We start from the raw sequence: 16,480 nt of genomic DNA on the forward strand, positions 1-16,480 counted from the left end.
TTTAAAGCCCTACAGGCAAAAATCACTGAAAACCAATAGATTTACACAGCAACAGAATAAAATCAGCGCAGCAAGCTTTAAACTGACTTAAACGATCGTTCTATTTTAATGAGCAAACGGCTTAATCCGCTTGTTTCGCCGCTTCAATTCTGGCGTAATAAGCTTCAGCAAACTCATCCAGCGCGTCGTTTTCAATGGCATCACGGATTTTTTGCATAAATTCTTGGTAGAAAAATAAATTGTGAATGGTGTTCAAACGAGGCCCTAACATCTCTCCACATTTATCTAAATGACGCAGGTAAGATTTAGAAAAGTTTTGGCAAGTATAACAACCACAATCCTTGTCTAATGGCGTGTTATCAAATTCGTGCTTGGCGTTGCGAATTTTAACCACGCCATCCCAAGTGAACAAATAAGCATTGCGTGCGTTACGTGTTGGCATCACACAATCAAACATATCGATACCCAAACGCACTGCCTCTAAAATATCTTCAGGCTTGCCAACACCCATCAGGTAACGTGGCTTGTCTTTAGGCAGTAATGGCGTAGTGGTTTTTAACACTTGCTCACGCAAATCTTTCGGCTCACCCACCGACAAACCACCAATGGCATAACCATGAAAGCCTATCTCTTTTAACCCGGCAGCCGACTGTTGTCGCAAATCATCATGCATACCACCTTGAACGATACCAAACAAAGCATTCGGATTATCAGCAAAAGCAGCTTTAGAACGCTTGGCCCAGCGCAAAGACAATTCCATCGACTTCTTTGCCGTATCATGATCGGCAGGATATGGTGTACATTCATCAAAAATCATCACAATATCCGAACCCAAATCACGTTGCACTTGCATCGACTCTTCTGGACCCATAAACACTTTTGAACCATTGACAGGAGAGGCAAAAGTCACACCCTCCTCTGTGATTTTGCGATTTTCTGCCAAAGAGAATACTTGAAACCCACCAGAATCTGTCAATATAGGCTTATCCCAAGCCATAAAATCATGTAAATCGCCATGGGCTTTGATTACCTCAGTTCCTGGGCGCAGCATCAAATGAAAAGTATTCCCCAAAATAATTTCAGCACCAATACCCTTAATTTCTTCAGGCGACATGGCTTTGACTGTGCCATAAGTGCCCACAGGCATAAAGCAAGGTGTTTCAACCGTGCCTCGATCAAAAGTTAAAGTGCCACGTCGAACAGCACCTTTGCCCGCTTGATATTCATGTTTGAGTTCAAATTCCATTGAAAATTCTGCTGATTAATACAAGCCGCACATTATACGCTATGGATTTCTTTCAGCAAACCCTCACAAGCCCGTTCCAACAAATCCAAAACCAACTCAAAACCATCACCTTGGCCATAATAAGGGTCCGGCACTTCATCGTATTCAGTATCAGCATAAGACATCATCAATGACGCCTTGTGTTGCTTATCAGCAGACACCAGAGATGTCATACCCAATAAATTGGCTTCATCCATGGCAATCAAGTAGTCAAATCGATCAAAATCCTGAGCCACAACTTGTCTGGCCCTCAAGTCTTTCATCTCTATACCGCGTTTCCGTGCCGCCTTGATAGAACGCGCATCAGGTTGATGCCCCACATGATAAGAATGGGTTCCTGCCGAGTCAATAACAAAACCTTTTTCTAAACCTGACTGCTTCACCAAATCACGAAACACTGCCTCAGCCGAAGGCGAACGACAAATATTTCCCATACAAACAAACAACACTTTTTTCATTAAGCCACTTCCTATCGAAAACCACATTTTAACAAAACCATCAAATAACCCTATCATATAAAATCAGATAATCATTCATACTTTACCTCTTATAATTATAGGAACGCCGGCGGCTCGGCTGCACAAAAACCAAACCAAACAAAACACAAAAGTCACATCACTTTATGTAAAATTAAAAGCAACCTAATCAAAACTTGATACCAATGCCTAACTTTGAAACATTCAAACACCACAAAGGCCAACCACGCCCAACACAAAAACAACTCGATGACTTTATTGAAGCACATGACATTTCACTTAAAAAACAAGGAAAACGCATTGCCAAATACCAAGAAGCATTACAAGCCGAAGGCAAACAATCGCTGCTGGTGATTTTCCAAGCCATGGATGCAGCAGGCAAGGATTCCACCATCCGCAATGTATTCAATGAATGTGACCCGGGCGGATTAGAAGTAGCCGCTTTCAAAGCACCGAGTAAAAACGAACTGGCACACGATTTCATGTGGCGCTGTTATCAGCAATTCCCCAAAAACGGCCAAATCACCCTGTTCAACCGCAGCTATTACGAAGAAGCTTTGGTGGTGCGTGTTCACCCTGAGTATCTAGCAGGACAAGGTATCGACACAAAACGCGCCAATGACAATCTATTCTGGCAACATCGTTTTGATTACATCAACCAAACAGAGCTGCACCTGAAAAACAACAACACCCAGGTCATCAAATTCATGCTCGATGTCAGCCAAGAAGAACAACATGATCGATTTAAAAGCCGTTACGAAACTGAAGAAAAGCGCTGGAAATTCAGCGTGGGCGACCTTAAAGAAAGCCAACATTGGAACGCCTATCAAAATGCCTTTGACGAAGTCTTAAAACACACCAGCACCGACCATTCCCCTTGGTACGTCATTCCGGCTGATGACAAACCCAACATGAGAAGAATCGTTGCTGCCATTACAGCATCACACCTTAAAGGGATGAACCCCGAATTTCCAGAAGCTGAAAAAATCAGTGACAAAGATGCACATTTAGTAGAAACAATTCTGTTTGATTAAAATTTTAAGCCAATGATTTTTAACAATTATTTCATTAAATGATTTAGAATAAATGCGCCACACTTGTGGTGCTTTTTTATTACTAACTTAAGGGGACAACATGTCAAACAAAACATACCAAATAAACCAGTCTAATAACCAAGGTCAAGTTGGAATCAACATTATCTTAGAAATTGACTCTCATGAATCTGGCAGTGGGTCTGCTACCTTAATGGTGGGAAAGGATCAATTAGGACCTATAAAAATGAACAACTGGACTTGCTATGATACAAATGAAAATATGCTATGGGTATTCACACCCAATGTCATTGTAGAATTAGATCAGGCAAACTTTAAGTACAACAACAGCAAAGCACCATCTGAATACAATTCAATGATTGGCTACACCTTTTCTCCTTTACCTTGTGATAAAGAGGATATAACAGAAGGCATGCTGACCAAACCTGATGATGGCAGTGGCACAGGTGGTAACTGAATAAACCATTCTGCATGCAATGTTTTTAAAAAAACAGTTTAAAACACACTTTTTGTTTTTAGCATGTGTATTGCTTGTGCTGCTTGGCAACCTAACAGCACAAGCAAGCTTACTTTTACCCGAAAAAGTTAAAACAATAGCATTCAAAAACTTTACTAAAGTAATTTTACCAAAAAGTAATCAATACTATTTTTTTAGGGTCAATGAACACCAACAAATCACTTACATAAGAATTCATGAAACTCCTGTCAGCTACTCTTATGATACCTATAACGCCTTTCCTTATTACGATACATTGATACCACCACACTCTGAACCACTAGAAATTTCAATTCATACCTTTCTTCACAACGATAACCCCAATAAAGTTACCGTTGAATTGCGCACTACTGAAACACCTTCTATCGCATCACTTAAAGGCCACAAAGAATTAAAGGCAGGTTTTTCAGCCATCATGCGTCATTATTTAAAAGAAACCAAAGAACCCGAGGCTTTGCAATATTTTGAATCTGCACAACAAGCATTTGAACAGGACAATAACCACTTGTGGGCAGGTATTACTGCTAATGAAATAGCTGGAACATATAGAAGCATGGCTCAATACACAAAAAGTATATCAACATACAAAAAAGCCATTAATCATTTTATTCAAGCAAAGTCATCCACTTATCGCTGGTACTCCGAGGGCAGAATGGGTTTGGCCGAGTGGCGTTTAAATAAAATTGAACAAGCACAAAAACGATTTGAGCAAGTAGCCATTCATGGAAAGCAGTTGGGACTTTCTAAATTAGTCAAAACAGCCTATAACAACATTGGATTAATGCATTGGGCCAAAAGAGACATTCATGCAGCCATAGGCTCGTATCGAGAAAGCCTGAAACTATCAGGTATCACAGAAGCCCAATTGCGTGATCAAGATATCAGTGGGATTGGTTTTAATCACATTTCTCTTATTAATAATTTAGCTTTGGCATATCAGAATTTAGGTCAAACTAATAATGCCCTTAAAATTTATAAATCGAAAATCAAAGCAGCTGAATCTAACAAAGACCAAAATGGTTTGTTTTCTGGTTTAATTAACATAGCCAACTTATTGCAATCCGAATCCTTACATGACCAAGCGCTTTCACAACTACAGCAAGCACTTGAGTTAGAACAAAACAACCCAAACAATACCCTAAACCTCTGGTGGTCTAACCAATTGCAAATCCAGTTTGGTCGAATTTATATGGATTTGGGTTTAAATGATTTGGCCCTGAATCACTACCAACAAGTATTAAAAAATACAAACGCAGAAAATTATAAAAGACAACATTTAGATGTATTACTTACCCTATCTGAGATTCAAAATCACACAAAAGAAGCAAAAAAATGGTTGAATGATGCCGAAAATCTCGCAAGAGGTGCTGACTTGCCAGTCCAAAAAGCCACTATTTTACAACTCCAAGCACAACAAGCTTTTAATATGCAGCAACCTGAAAAAGCCATTGCTTTATTTTCTCAGGCCAAACTCAAACTGCAAGATTTGCACAAACAAAGACAAGTGGATAATATCAGCCTGCAATTAGCAAACGTTTATCAATCCCAAAAAAAACACCAGCAAGCCATCAAAGAATTAGAAAGCGCACTGCATGCTTTACCATCAAAACTGGACAAAATACTGACCAGTAAAATACTAAACGCCTTGGCTTTCAATCAATGGAAGGCAGGTAAAAAATCCGAAGCATTAATCACTGTCAAAAAATCAGTCGACAAGCTCAACGAGCTCAGCCAGCACGTCAGCCACAGCAAAACACAGCAGCAGCTGAAGTTACATGTTGATGAAACTTTGACCTTGTACAGTATGCTATTCGCCAAAGAACAAGACCCTGTCAAGACGGTTTCATTTATCAATACCACATTACAAGCTTGGCAAAGCCATAAGTCAAACAAAGCGCTTAGCCCTCAACCAAAAAATGACCCAAACACCCGGAATCAAAACAGGGCATCTGAATTATTTAATCAAATAGGCCACATCAGTTTTGCACTAGAAAATAACCGTTTGTCTGACGAAACCCGTGAAACCATGGAAAGGGAAATCATCAGCTTGAATAACGAATTGGATTACCTCAGCACCATCAACAAAATTCAAACGCCAAAAATTGATATTACTGCCATGCAAGCGGCCATGGAAAAAGACGAATTAACCATTCAATTCATGACTGGCCAATACGGCAGCATCGCTTGGTGGATCAGTAAGGATAAAATCATTTGTGTGCCCTTAGAAAACCGTGAGAAACTAGCCACTTGGGTAGAACACACACGACAAACCATTGCTGATCAAGCCAAACTCAATCAAGCCATCATAGAACTGACTGAACATTTGTTTACACCTTTGGCTGACTATCCTGAAGTTGATAAAGTCAATTTGATACTCGACGATCCATTAAATGTTTTACCCATCGCCGCTTTGCCATTGCCTAAGACCAGCGCACCCATGGTTGACCGTTACACCATACAAAGTTTCAACAGTCTCTCTTTTGTACAAAATTCAAACACAGCAAAAAAAGAACACAAAACATGGCAAGCGGCCTATTTTGCCAATCCAGTTCACCATTCAAAAGACGCTCGCTTGATCACAGCTGTACGTACAGACATAGCCAACCCAAATGATGAAAAATCAATTGGAATTACCGAATTCACCCCCTTGGCAGGAACAGCGCATGAAGTTAACGCCATTAATGCCTTAATCTCTGGACAAGTATTTCAAGGTTTCGAGGCCAGTAAAAATAACTTCACAAACCTCGACCAAAACACCAGCATCTTACACATGGCCACCCATGCATTTTTCAATGAAGAACACCCTGACCTTTCTTCATTGGTACTCAGCGCCTATGATAAAAAAGGGAAACACCAAGCTTCAATGGTGCGCGCATCAGAAATCAGGAACATGGAGATGCCATTTGAGTTGGTTGTGCTCAGTGGCTGTGAAACTGGCTTAAGCAGCGGTAATGGCTTAACAGGCTTGACTCAAAGTTTCCTTCAAGCAGGCACTAAAAACATCGTCAGCAGCCTGTGGCAAGTCGATGACCGCGCCACCAGCATGATGATGACCCTGCTCTATCAAAACTTAAACGAAGGTCAAAGCATAGAAACTGCATTGCGTAATGCCCAAATCCACATCAAAAACCAACACCAAACCCGCCACCCCAAATATTGGTCTGGTTGGCTACATGTTTCTCAGTAATTGTAAAACTAATACGCATTCACTTAAACTGTTCAATATTCAACCGAAACAGCAGCCGAAACAGTAACCGAAACAGTAACCGAAACAGCTACCGAAGCCAGCAACTTGTCATGAATGGCGCGTTTGTGCTCGTCATTAGGTATGGTTAACAAGGAAATACCACCAAGGACAAATTTGATAATCCAACGGCCATAAGCTTGTACCAAGCTGATTTTTTCACCACTGATGACATCCCTGATTCTGAATCGAAACAACCACTGCCCCAAAGTGACACCTTTACTGGTTAATATTGGCTCGTATAAAAACACTGGTAAAACAATCAGGTACCAATACAAAGAAGATGTTGGCACCATTAGATGGTCCAGCATTTTCACACTGGAAATCAACAAAGCAATCAAAAGAAACACGTCGAGTGCCGTAGCAAAATAACGTCTAGACAGGCTCGGATAAATCATTTGGTGCATCAAGCTTTCTTTGAATCAGTGCGTTTATTTTCTGTGTTATTCACCAAAGCCGCGCCCAAAGCAACAAAACGCAGTTGTTTAATGGCACGTTCTTCTAAATCTTTTTTCTGATTGGGTTTGGCAGCGATGGACTCAGCACCTGCATTGAAAATCACCGCAACCATGGCTTCTGCTTGCACCATAGCAATGCCTTCTTCTATACCCGTGTTATGAATATAATCTGATAACTCAACGATAAAGTATTGAATCTCACGAGATACAGCATCACGCAATCCGCGCGTAGTTCCTGAACGTTCGTGAAATAATATTCTGAAAATATTGGGCTGTGATTCCGTAAATTCCATGAACGTGCGAACCGAAGTGGCTATCACTTTACCCTTCACTTTAACCCTTTGGCGCGCTTTCCTCATCACCTGACGCAAAGCCAAGCCTGACTCATCTACCAAAGTCAGCCCCAACTCTTCCATGTCTTTGAAATGGCGATAAAAAGAAGTTGGCGCAATGCCCGCTTCGCGCGTGACTTCACGCAAACTCAAACTGGCAAAGCTTTTACTTTCAGATAACTGTCCAATCGCCGCATCAATAATGGCACGTCGTGTTTTTTCTTTTTGTCTTAATCTTGATTCAGCCATAACGGTCGGTCGTAAAGCATTGTTATTTCTCAAGCCATCAGCATATCACAGACTGAAAGGATTTCAGCGCGCTTTTTATTCAACATGACTGCGCATTTTGTCTCTGATACCATCCAACAAGGCATTGTGATCCAACTCATGAATCAAAGCCAATTGCTGCCCCAGTTTACCATGCGGAAATCCCTGTCTGGCAAACCAGGCCAAATAATGACCCGGTAAATCCATCAACTTCCTGCCCTGATATTTACCAAAAGGCATTTCCGTCTGTAAGGCTTTGACAAATTCCTTTTTATCCATCATATTTTTATTTACCACCTAGACCCTTTAAATTGTGCCACACATGCCATCATCACCACTGATGACAGTCAGCCTGCTAAGTCGAATTGTTTTGGATTCAAACTCTACAGCATGCTGAAAATTTGGAATAAAAGTCACATCTAAATCGCCATACATGCCCTTTTTGACTTTGATATGGCCCCAAACCACTGTACTCACTGCATTGGAATCAAATTCAGGTGTAAAGCCGGTGCCCTGCGTGTAGTAAACCTGCGCATATAATTCATCACCATGAATAGCGCTGCTTCCTGTCACCCAAAACTGTTTATCACCTCGATAACCATACCAAGTCAATAAAGCATTAGATTCTGGTTCTCCAATAATTTCTAAAAATAAGCCTTCACCAGGCTGTTCTGGGTCGTAATAAGAGCCGCTCGCACAAGAAGTTATGTCACTTGACAGGCCGTCAGACTCAGTGGCTTCTGACATCACCGTCAACCTTTCGACGGACAGCTTACCTGACTCAAAGCCTTCAAAGTTTGTATCCCATTTCAATTGCGCATGATTCAAATCATCAAAAGTCACCCGCAAAGTGCCCCAATACTGTGCATTCATGCTTGCTGGAAAATCAGTACCATCAGTGATGCTTAAATCAACAAACGCCCGGTTGCCGAGTATCATCCCAGTACCCGTCAACCACATGGGTTTACCGTCTTCATGTGCAAACCAAGCCACATTTAGTTTCTGCTCTCCTCGGTGAAACACTTCAAATTGTAAACCATGGCCAGATTCATCAGGGTTAAACCACATACCACTGAATCGCTCATCCACAACACGTTTATGATTTAATTCTATCGTCATGTGTAAGTCAGCGGAATTGATCGGTGTGGCCATTTCAGGTTTACAAGCTTGATAGATACAATCTTCTCCACCAACTGCACGGTTATAATAAAGTAGCCCACCATCCACGGTCAGCAGAAAATTTTCGGTTTCAAGACCTAAGGACAAACCATTGGTCGCAAACCACCCAGACTCATCACTAGTGTATGATCCAAGCAATTCACCTGACATACTGTGGACATGAACAGTGGCATTTTCAATAGGTTGTCCACGCCATTTGTCTTTGATGGTTCCTGTAATAACCAAAGTGCGTTTCAATTCAAACTTGATTCCAGTAACATCTTGACCATTGATTTCCACCAAATTTCCATCAGATAAATCACACTGATTTTTAGGGCAAGGTACTTCTGGATAAACGGCATCCAACCAACCCCAAGCGGCCGTTTGGTGTTTGATAGCTTGTTGGTATTTTTTACCGTTACTGGTTTTTAAATAATAGCGTCCATTTTGTAAACCACCCAATGAAAAAGTACCATCTTTCAAGGTATCTACATCCATTAAAAAGTTATGCTGTTCATCATAAACTTCTACACGTGCGTGAGCGACTGGGAATTCAGGGTTGCTGTCAGAGGCAATGACAGCACCAGTAATCACATACCCTCTGTTCATTTCAAAGTCAATTCCAGTAGTTTCTTGTCCCTCAATGACAGTAATTAATTGCCCTTGTGATAGGTCACATTTTTGACCATTACAAGCCACTCCTGGATACACGTGGTTAATGTACCCTCGATTGCTTTGACGTTCTTCAGGGTTACCCGTTCTGACATAATACCTACCGGCAGGCAATACAACTCGATACTGGCCATTAACTTGTTTATCTGATACCAAATTAAAATATTCATCATAAAAACTGAGCCAATGAGCATAATAATTAAGATCAGGGTTTTCAGATATCAGCAAACCATTGTCTGACAACCTATCAACCACTTCACCCGTTACTGCTCCACCTTGTTTTACCAAAACTGGAGGGACCTGTGTATTTGAATCAACTTTGAAAATTCTTGCCTCATCATATTGACAAGATTGGTGATAGCATTGCGACCCTCCCAGTAAATAGCTGTAATTAAATCCCAGATAAGATGGCGACTTTAAATGCAAAAAATGATACCCTTCATTTACTCCGGTTATCAAATTTTTAGTGCGGTCAGTAGTTTGTTCAGCACCATAAAAATAGGCATTTGTATCTACAGAAATGGCATTGATATAAGTATTGCCCTCTTTATTCGGAATGCTTCCGTAAACCCTTCCCCTGTTGAAATCCAAATCGATATTTCTTGATTGATTCAGCCCCTTTATCAAAGGTATTGTTTCACCATCACCTGAATGAATTTGATTGCGGCAAAACTTACAATTCCCGCCACCCAGTATTTGACTGGTGTACTGATGTTTTTCTATATAAAATTGATAATCACTTGCTGGCAATGCAAAAACAAAGTGTGTATTTGTGATACTTTGTCCTTGGTTTCCTATTGTGGTTTGATTCAACTTGTAAAGAGGCTGCCTAAACCTGCCGTCATTAAGCGTCCTAGAATACGCAAAAGCATTAGAGAGGTAGTCAGAATAACCTGGATGGACAATCTCAAATACAGCTGCCCTTTCTAAGTCAATGTTGACCGCGCTACTGTTGTTTTCATTCTGTAAACTGATGATGTTATCATTATTAAATTCTCCAATGAATAATTCTTTGGCGCCACTTTCTGACCAAATTGTGGGCAAGTATCCGCGTTCAATTTGATTTAAATAACCAACAGGCGTCCACCTTATGGTTATCGCATATTCCCCATCGGGCAACTCATTAAATGTAAATTCACCATTGGTAACTTCCATACTGTTTGCAAAAGCCCAGTCCCCAAACCTTGGGAGTTTGTAGTACAAGTTGGCGGTCAAATTCAGCTCTGGATTGATGTTGTTTTGAGTTACCGCATCACGAACTTGGCCTTTAATTTGACCAGTTCCCTCAGTTAATTCAATTTTTTCAGAAGTCTCTGGGAATGTGTAGCTTGCTTTAATGTTCTTTGTGGCTTGTGTTTGAAAGGCCAAAAGGCATAACAGTATGAGCGTAATTATTTTCATATGAGGCATAATTTTAAAAAGTAGCAGTATAATGGAATCATGACTTTCGACACAAATGTATTTAATGCGTTCAATGAAAATGCAGACAAATATTATCAACGTTTTAAAAATGATTCGCAATACCACAACTGGTATCAGCAGCTGGTGGATTTGATGGCTGATGATGCCGATGTATTGGATGTGGGTTGTGGGCCTGGACTTTTGGCTGAGTTTATCTTAAGTCAAAAGCCAAAGAGCCAAATGCTCGGCATTGACCTGTCTGATAACATGATTGCTTTGGCGAAAAAACATGTCAGTCAAGCTGATTTTAAAACAATGAATTGCTTGAATGTCAATGAGTTGGAATGTTATTTTGATGTAATATGCAATGCCTTTGTGCTGCCCTATCTTTCACCTGATGATACAAAAACATTGCTCACACATTGTTGTGATCGATTGAACCCAGAGGGACTGTTATTCCTCAGCTGGATTGTTCACCCGACTTTAAAGCAAGAAACAAGCACATCAAGTGATGGCAGACACCACCTGGACATGTACTATCATTCGCTTGAAATGATCAACACCACATTGAAACAACTCGGATTCAAAATATTATTCAAAGCGCAACAAGCAGAACCTTTAAGTCAGAAAACCGAGTGTTGTCTCATTGCTCAATTGAGCGAACAGTGATTGGCATATCGATAGTCGCACCAGAACAACCAATGAACACCGAATGAACAAGGACAGACAAGCTCAATTATGTGTCGCTTTTTGTCTGCGAGCCTTCAAAGTCGCCAAGTATATGCCACTCAACACCAACAACAAGCCCCAATAATCATTGCTACCCATCGGTCTGTCAAAGAACAACACATCCCAAACCATCGATAAAGCCGGCTGTAGTAATAACAGCAAACCGACAATTGAAACAGGCAACAATGGCATGGTTCGGGTGATCATCACCCAACCAATCACTTGGCACAAAACACCCAATGCCAGCATCGAGCCCAATGCCGTGACCGTGGTAATCATCAAATTTTGACCCGTCAGCAATGCTTCAAGCAACAGAATCAACGCGCACATCACCGACATCAGGCCTAAATTGGCCATCGCTGTCAAAGCACCCTTCTGCCCTTGTACACGGCGTAAAGACAACATAAACCCGGTATATGCCAATGCCGTAGCGATACCATAAAATACACCCATGCGGTAATCAGCATCCAATTCAGACCAATGCATGCCCACCAATAAAAACAAACCAAAGAACGTCAAAGCCAAGCCCAACAAAAACCGCCAGCCTATCTTTTCATTGAGGAATAAGACGCCGAACAAGGTCATAAAGAATACTTGAAAATTACCCAGTACAGTCGCTAAACCGGGCCCAACATACAAAATACTGCGGTGCCACAACCACAAATCTGCGGCAAAGAACACGGCCACCAAAAACAATTGAGATAAATATTGGCCACTCACCCACAACCTGCGTTTTTGAAACAAACAAATGGCAATCAACAACACACCACCAATCGCCATGCGATAAAAACCCGACACAGATGGTGCCAGCTCAGCCAAACGCACCCAAACACTAGACGTACTGATTAAAAACGCGGCAAACAACATAGTTAATACAGATTTCATGATGGCAAATGATGATGATTAAAGTCGCATTATGGGGTTGTTTGTAAAAAAAACCAAATGACTTTAACCCCAAATGCCAAGTGCCCACGTATACATATACAAGAACGCAACATTGCGGCTTTAAAATTATCATTAACCACTGGAGTAAACTATGAATAAAAGAAACACAGCATTATTAAAAACACAGAACTTATCAACCACTACCTTAAGAATCAATGTCAACAAAATGATTCTAACTGCCGCCATTACATTGGCATTGGCAGCTTGTTCAAATCAAACCAATCCCGAAACAACTGCTGAGCAAAGAAGCAATAAAAATGACGAAGTGATTGTTATTAACCAACCCAAACCAGTCAGCAGAGATGAAAAAGATAACGTAACTACTGAAAATGTTTCTGTATTGGCCGAAGAAAGTGAAGCAAGTCTTACTCCTATACCTAGAGAGCACAAACAATTAACTGCCAAAGCCAAAAAAGAAGCCCATAACCATGCTGTCGCTGACTATGCCACTGCACAACAAAGTCATGTCACAGTCACTGGCAGTCGCATCATGGCATCTCCTGAACCCATGCCTTATTCGCCGCCAGTTGTTGATCGAGAAAACTACAAACATTTTGAAGACCAAGCCGTTCGTGCCGTATTGAATAACCCGATTTCCACCTTCAGTATTGATGTCGACACCGGTGCTTATGCCAATGTCCGTCGCTTTTTAAACCAAGGCCAAATGCCACGCCAAGACGCGGTTCGTGTTGAAGAGTTGATCAACTACTTTGATTATGACTACCCCACACCTGACAACAACAATCAACCCTTTCTCGCCACCACAGAAATGGCACCTTCACCTTGGAACGAAAATGCCCATTTGCTGCACATCGGCATAAAAGGTTTTGAAAAAGATGCCAGCGAACGCCCCGCGGCCAACTTGGTGTTTTTACTGGATGTGTCTGGTTCAATGAACAGCCCTGATAAATTAGGATTACTGAAATCATCATTAAAATTACTCAGCAAACAAATGAACCACAACGACAAAGTTTCCATTGTGGTTTATGCAGGTGCTGCCGGTGTAGTGCTTGAGCCGACTGCCGGTGACAACCATGCGAAAATTGCCCAAGCTTTGGATAACTTACAAGCTGGCGGTTCGACCAATGGCGCGGCAGGCATCCACTTGGCATACCATCTGGCAGAACAAAACATGGTCAAAGATGGCATCAACCGCATCCTGATTGCCACAGACGGTGATTTTAATGTCGGCACAACCAACTTCGAAGCATTGAAAGAATTGGTAGAAAAGAAACGTAAAACAGGTATTTCATTGACCACATTGGGTTTTGGTACTGGCAATTACAACGACCACCTGATGGAACAATTGGCCGATGTGGGTAATGGCAACCACGCTTACATTGACACCATCAAGGAAGCCAATAAAGTGTTGGTCAATCAAATCAATTCAACCTTAATGACCATCGCCAAAGATGTGAAAATTCAAATTGAATTCAACCCTGATACCGTCAAAGAATACCGTTTGATTGGTTATGAAAACCGCAAATTAAAAACCGAAGACTTTGACAATGACAAGATTGATGCTGGAGAAATTGGTGCAGGTCACACAGTAACCGCTATTTATGAAGTGGTGTTACAAGGCAACAAAGGTTGGTTAGGCGAATCTCGCTATCAGAAACACAATGCCAAAACTGGCTACAGCCATGAGCTGGCTTTCCTGAAAATGCGCTACAAGCAACCAAACTCAGACACCAGCCAATTGCTACAATGGCCGATCAAACGTGACTTGATTCAACCCATGAACCGCGCCAGTGAATCATTTAAATTCGCCACCTCAGTAGCGGCTTTTGGCCAGTTATTGCGCGAAGGTCAGTACTTGGCAGAATTTAACTACGACGACGTATTGAACTTGGCCAGAACCAGTAAAGGCCAAGATCCATATGGATACCGTGGTGAATTCTTGCAAATGGTGTCATTGGCAAAAAGCTTGGCCAATTGAACAGTGAGGTCATTGATTTGCTCAACTATTAATTTGTTCGGTGACTTAAATGCGCTTACAATAAAAACATGAACGATAAGCACATCGCCAACAACATTGACAGCTCAGCAGATGAACAACTGATGTTACTTTTTGCCAACAATGAAAAAGACATTGGTATGGACAAGGCACAAAGGGCTTTTGACCGTCTTTACCAAAGACACAAAGGTCCTTTGTACCGCTTCGTTAAAAAGACCTGCAACAACGAACAAGACGCGAATGAAGTATTTCAGGAACTGTGGCTGCGCATCATCAACAACAAAAGCCAGTTCAACCCTGAATACAAATTCACCACCTGGGCGTACACCATCGCCAACCGACTGTTGATAGATTGGTTGCGAAAAAACGGCAAACTAAAAAATAGTGTTTCGCCAGATGAAACAATTGATGAACTGGCTGTAGCACTTGGCGAGAATCAATTGGAGTTACCTGAAAATGAATTAGAACGAAAACGCATGGCCAAACAGTTAACCGAGGCCATTACCACCCTGCCCGACCAGCAGCGAATGACTTTTGTTATGAAACATGAATCGGGCCTGAGTTTGAGTGAAGTGGCCAACGCCACAGATCAACCCTTGGAGCGCATAAAAAGCCAATACCGTTATGCCATCAAGAAACTGAAACACACATTGGAGCATTGGCGATGAGTAACACCGATTCAAATAATAACGATTCAAGCAACAATGACACCATCAATGACTTGTATCAAGATTCAATAAAAGGCCAAGGCAATGAACAACCACCTGCGGCTTTGGATCAATTGATTCAACAAGCAGCCAAAGACAGCTTAAATGCGCATTCAGTTGTAACCAAAAAAGGCAACCGCAGCATGTGGATGGCAGCAGCCAGTGTGGCATTGGTTGCACCTTTGCTTTATTGGCTCACCTTGAACCTTTCACCCACTGAGGTTCAACAAGCCGAAGATTATTTTCGTCAAGCTGATATGGAATCCGTTGCCCAACCCAAACCTGCGGCACAAGCGCCACCCAAAGCTGATAAAAAAATGGCAGCAAAAGAAGAAGTCCTGGCTGATGAATATGATTTGGATGAACAAATTATCCAAGAACAAGGAAAAATCACCGTCACAGGCAGCCGAATCATGAGGAACCCCAAAGCCGAAAATGATGGGGCTGATGATGAAGCCAAGTATGAACCTGTACTAGCAGAAGAATCGCAATCAGTAGAAGCTGAATCACCTGCCAAATTGAGCTTACAACGCAATAAAGCCTTACTTAAATCAGAATTCAAAGCGAAAAAACAACGCATCAGCAAAGACAGCATCGCCGACCCGATGATGGCATTGGAATGGCAACAGCTACAACAATACATAGCTCAAGGCGAAAAAGCCCAAGCCCAAGCCCTACTCGCCACCATGCAAGTAGATTGGCCAGATTATGATTTTAATGAGCTAATTGAAGCTATTGAAAACATAGAATAAATGAAGCCATAGAGTTTACCCTTGCCCCGCAACAAATTCACCGTTCACAAAAACCATTCAAAATAACGCGCTGTCAGCATGATAATTATTTCGTAGCTGCAGGGTTTACCCCTGCCCTTGCCCCGCAACAAATTCACCGTTCATAAATACCGTTCAAAATAACGCGCTGTCAGCATGATGATTTTTTCGTAGCTGCAGGGTTTACCCCTGCCCTTGCCCCGCAACAAAATCACCGCACAAAAAACCCGTTCAAAATAACGTGATGTCAGCATGATAATTTTTTCGTAGCTGCAGGGTTCACCCCTGTCTTTGCCCCGCAACAAATTCACCGTTCATAAATACCGTTAAAATAACGCGCTGTCAGCATGATGATTTTTTCGTAGCTGCAGGGTTTACCCCTGCCCTTGCCCCACAACAAATTCACCGCACAAAAAACCCGTTCAAAATAACGTGATGTCAGCATGATGATTTTTTCGTAGCTGCAGGGTTCACCCCTGCCCTTGCCCCGCATCAGGTTTACAACCTATAATCAAATCTACATTAAAAATT

At 41.6% G+C, this 16,480-nt stretch carries 14 protein-coding genes; 7 read left to right on the top strand and 7 right to left on the bottom strand.

Annotation, left to right across the window (positions count from 1 at the left end; all coding sequences use genetic code 11):
- Positions 1–121 precede the first annotated feature (121 nt).
- Together tgt and FET73_RS13185 are read right to left on the bottom strand one after the other, a co-directional pair.
- Entirely contained in the window at positions 122–1,246 is a 1,125-nt protein-coding gene (tgt, locus tag FET73_RS13180; RefSeq protein ID WP_154224439.1) for a tRNA guanosine(34) transglycosylase Tgt, read from the bottom strand.
- 32 nt (positions 1,247–1,278) lie between these two features.
- Entirely contained in the window at positions 1,279–1,743 is a 465-nt protein-coding gene (locus FET73_RS13185; protein ID WP_154224440.1) for a low molecular weight protein-tyrosine-phosphatase, read from the bottom strand.
- A 203-nt stretch (positions 1,744–1,946) separates the two neighbouring features.
- On the opposite strand from FET73_RS13185, the gene FET73_RS13190 reads away from it, so the two are divergent.
- The 3 genes from FET73_RS13190 to FET73_RS13200 all read left to right on the top strand — a co-directional run bounded on the left by FET73_RS13190 (position 1,947) and on the right by FET73_RS13200 (position 6,496).
- Complete coding sequence (locus FET73_RS13190) at positions 1,947–2,795, top strand: PPK2 family polyphosphate kinase (RefSeq protein WP_154224441.1); 849 nt, start codon at positions 1,947–1,949, stop codon at positions 2,793–2,795.
- A 100-nt stretch (positions 2,796–2,895) separates the two neighbouring features.
- Positions 2,896–3,270 (top strand): hypothetical protein, encoded by a 375-nt coding sequence (locus FET73_RS13195; protein WP_154224442.1) that lies wholly within the window; start codon positions 2,896–2,898, stop codon positions 3,268–3,270.
- A gap of 19 nt (positions 3,271–3,289) precedes the next feature.
- A complete protein-coding gene (locus FET73_RS13200; protein WP_154224443.1) occupies positions 3,290–6,496 on the top strand; it encodes a CHAT domain-containing protein in 3,207 nt (1,068 codons plus the stop codon).
- Positions 6,497–6,528: 32 nt separating this feature from the next.
- On the opposite strand, the gene FET73_RS13205 is transcribed toward FET73_RS13200, so the two are convergent.
- The 4 genes from FET73_RS13205 to FET73_RS13220 all read right to left on the bottom strand — a co-directional run bounded on the left by FET73_RS13205 (position 6,529) and on the right by FET73_RS13220 (position 10,841).
- Complete coding sequence (locus tag FET73_RS13205; RefSeq protein WP_154224444.1) at positions 6,529–6,960, bottom strand: RDD family protein; 432 nt, start codon at positions 6,958–6,960, stop codon at positions 6,529–6,531.
- Positions 6,960–7,592, bottom strand: coding sequence for an HTH-type transcriptional repressor FabR (gene fabR, locus FET73_RS13210; protein WP_154224445.1), 633 nt, complete (start codon positions 7,590–7,592; stop codon positions 6,960–6,962). The genes FET73_RS13205 and fabR overlap by 1 nt, the downstream gene beginning before the upstream one ends.
- A gap of 75 nt (positions 7,593–7,667) precedes the next feature.
- Complete coding sequence (locus tag FET73_RS13215) at positions 7,668–7,889, bottom strand: DUF3820 family protein (RefSeq protein ID WP_343032291.1); 222 nt, start codon at positions 7,887–7,889, stop codon at positions 7,668–7,670.
- A 27-nt stretch (positions 7,890–7,916) separates the two neighbouring features.
- Positions 7,917–10,841: an MSCRAMM family protein gene (locus FET73_RS13220; protein ID WP_154224447.1), complete on the bottom strand. Its 2,925-nt coding sequence runs from the start codon at positions 10,839–10,841 to the stop codon at positions 7,917–7,919.
- Positions 10,842–10,880: 39 nt separating this feature from the next.
- Between FET73_RS13220 and FET73_RS13225 the strand changes: the two genes are divergently transcribed.
- Entirely contained in the window at positions 10,881–11,510 is a 630-nt protein-coding gene (locus tag FET73_RS13225) for a class I SAM-dependent DNA methyltransferase (RefSeq protein WP_154224448.1), read from the top strand.
- Positions 11,511–11,573: 63 nt separating this feature from the next.
- On the opposite strand, the gene FET73_RS13230 is transcribed toward FET73_RS13225, so the two are convergent.
- Positions 11,574–12,455 (bottom strand): DMT family transporter, encoded by an 882-nt coding sequence (locus tag FET73_RS13230; protein WP_154224449.1) that lies wholly within the window; start codon positions 12,453–12,455, stop codon positions 11,574–11,576.
- 151 nt (positions 12,456–12,606) lie between these two features.
- Between FET73_RS13230 and FET73_RS13235 the strand changes: the two genes are divergently transcribed.
- From FET73_RS13235 to FET73_RS13245, 3 genes are all read left to right on the top strand, one after another.
- Positions 12,607–14,454 carry a vWA domain-containing protein gene (locus FET73_RS13235; RefSeq protein WP_218944344.1) on the top strand — a complete coding sequence of 616 codons (1,848 nt, stop codon included), beginning with the start codon at positions 12,607–12,609 and terminating at the stop codon, positions 14,452–14,454.
- A gap of 68 nt (positions 14,455–14,522) precedes the next feature.
- Positions 14,523–15,140: a sigma-70 family RNA polymerase sigma factor gene (locus FET73_RS13240; RefSeq protein ID WP_154224450.1), complete on the top strand. Its 618-nt coding sequence runs from the start codon at positions 14,523–14,525 to the stop codon at positions 15,138–15,140.
- Complete coding sequence (locus tag FET73_RS13245) at positions 15,137–15,931, top strand: hypothetical protein (RefSeq protein ID WP_154224451.1); 795 nt, start codon at positions 15,137–15,139, stop codon at positions 15,929–15,931. Before FET73_RS13240 ends, FET73_RS13245 begins: the two co-directional genes overlap by 4 nt.
- Positions 15,932–16,480 lie beyond the last annotated feature (549 nt).

Origin of the sequence: Marinicella rhabdoformis (assembly GCF_009671245.1) — a bacterium.
Lineage (GTDB): Bacteria > Pseudomonadota > Gammaproteobacteria > Xanthomonadales > Marinicellaceae > Marinicella > Marinicella rhabdoformis.

What these genes read in the sequence shown, in the direction of transcription:
- FET73_RS13235 (WP_218944344.1), top strand. Translation starts at nt 12,607, where the DNA reads ATGAATAAAAGAAACACAGCATTATTAAAAACACAGAACTTATCAACC.
- fabR (WP_154224445.1), bottom strand. Translation starts at nt 7,592, where the DNA reads ATGGCTGAATCAAGATTAAGACAAAAAGAAAAAACACGACGTGCCATT.
- FET73_RS13245 (WP_154224451.1), top strand. Translation starts at nt 15,137, where the DNA reads ATGAGTAACACCGATTCAAATAATAACGATTCAAGCAACAATGACACC.
- FET73_RS13220 (WP_154224447.1), bottom strand. Translation starts at nt 10,841, where the DNA reads ATGAAAATAATTACGCTCATACTGTTATGCCTTTTGGCCTTTCAAACA.
- FET73_RS13200 (WP_154224443.1), top strand. Translation starts at nt 3,290, where the DNA reads ATGTTTTTAAAAAAACAGTTTAAAACACACTTTTTGTTTTTAGCATGT.
- tgt (WP_154224439.1), bottom strand. Translation starts at nt 1,246, where the DNA reads ATGGAATTTGAACTCAAACATGAATATCAAGCGGGCAAAGGTGCTGTT.
- FET73_RS13205 (WP_154224444.1), bottom strand. Translation starts at nt 6,960, where the DNA reads ATGCACCAAATGATTTATCCGAGCCTGTCTAGACGTTATTTTGCTACG.
- FET73_RS13215 (WP_343032291.1), bottom strand. Translation starts at nt 7,889, where the DNA reads ATGGATAAAAAGGAATTTGTCAAAGCCTTACAGACGGAAATGCCTTTT.
- FET73_RS13240 (WP_154224450.1), top strand. Translation starts at nt 14,523, where the DNA reads ATGAACGATAAGCACATCGCCAACAACATTGACAGCTCAGCAGATGAA.
- FET73_RS13225 (WP_154224448.1), top strand. Translation starts at nt 10,881, where the DNA reads ATGACTTTCGACACAAATGTATTTAATGCGTTCAATGAAAATGCAGAC.
- FET73_RS13195 (WP_154224442.1), top strand. Translation starts at nt 2,896, where the DNA reads ATGTCAAACAAAACATACCAAATAAACCAGTCTAATAACCAAGGTCAA.
- FET73_RS13185 (WP_154224440.1), bottom strand. Translation starts at nt 1,743, where the DNA reads ATGAAAAAAGTGTTGTTTGTTTGTATGGGAAATATTTGTCGTTCGCCT.
- FET73_RS13230 (WP_154224449.1), bottom strand. Translation starts at nt 12,455, where the DNA reads ATGAAATCTGTATTAACTATGTTGTTTGCCGCGTTTTTAATCAGTACG.
- FET73_RS13190 (WP_154224441.1), top strand. Translation starts at nt 1,947, where the DNA reads ATGCCTAACTTTGAAACATTCAAACACCACAAAGGCCAACCACGCCCA.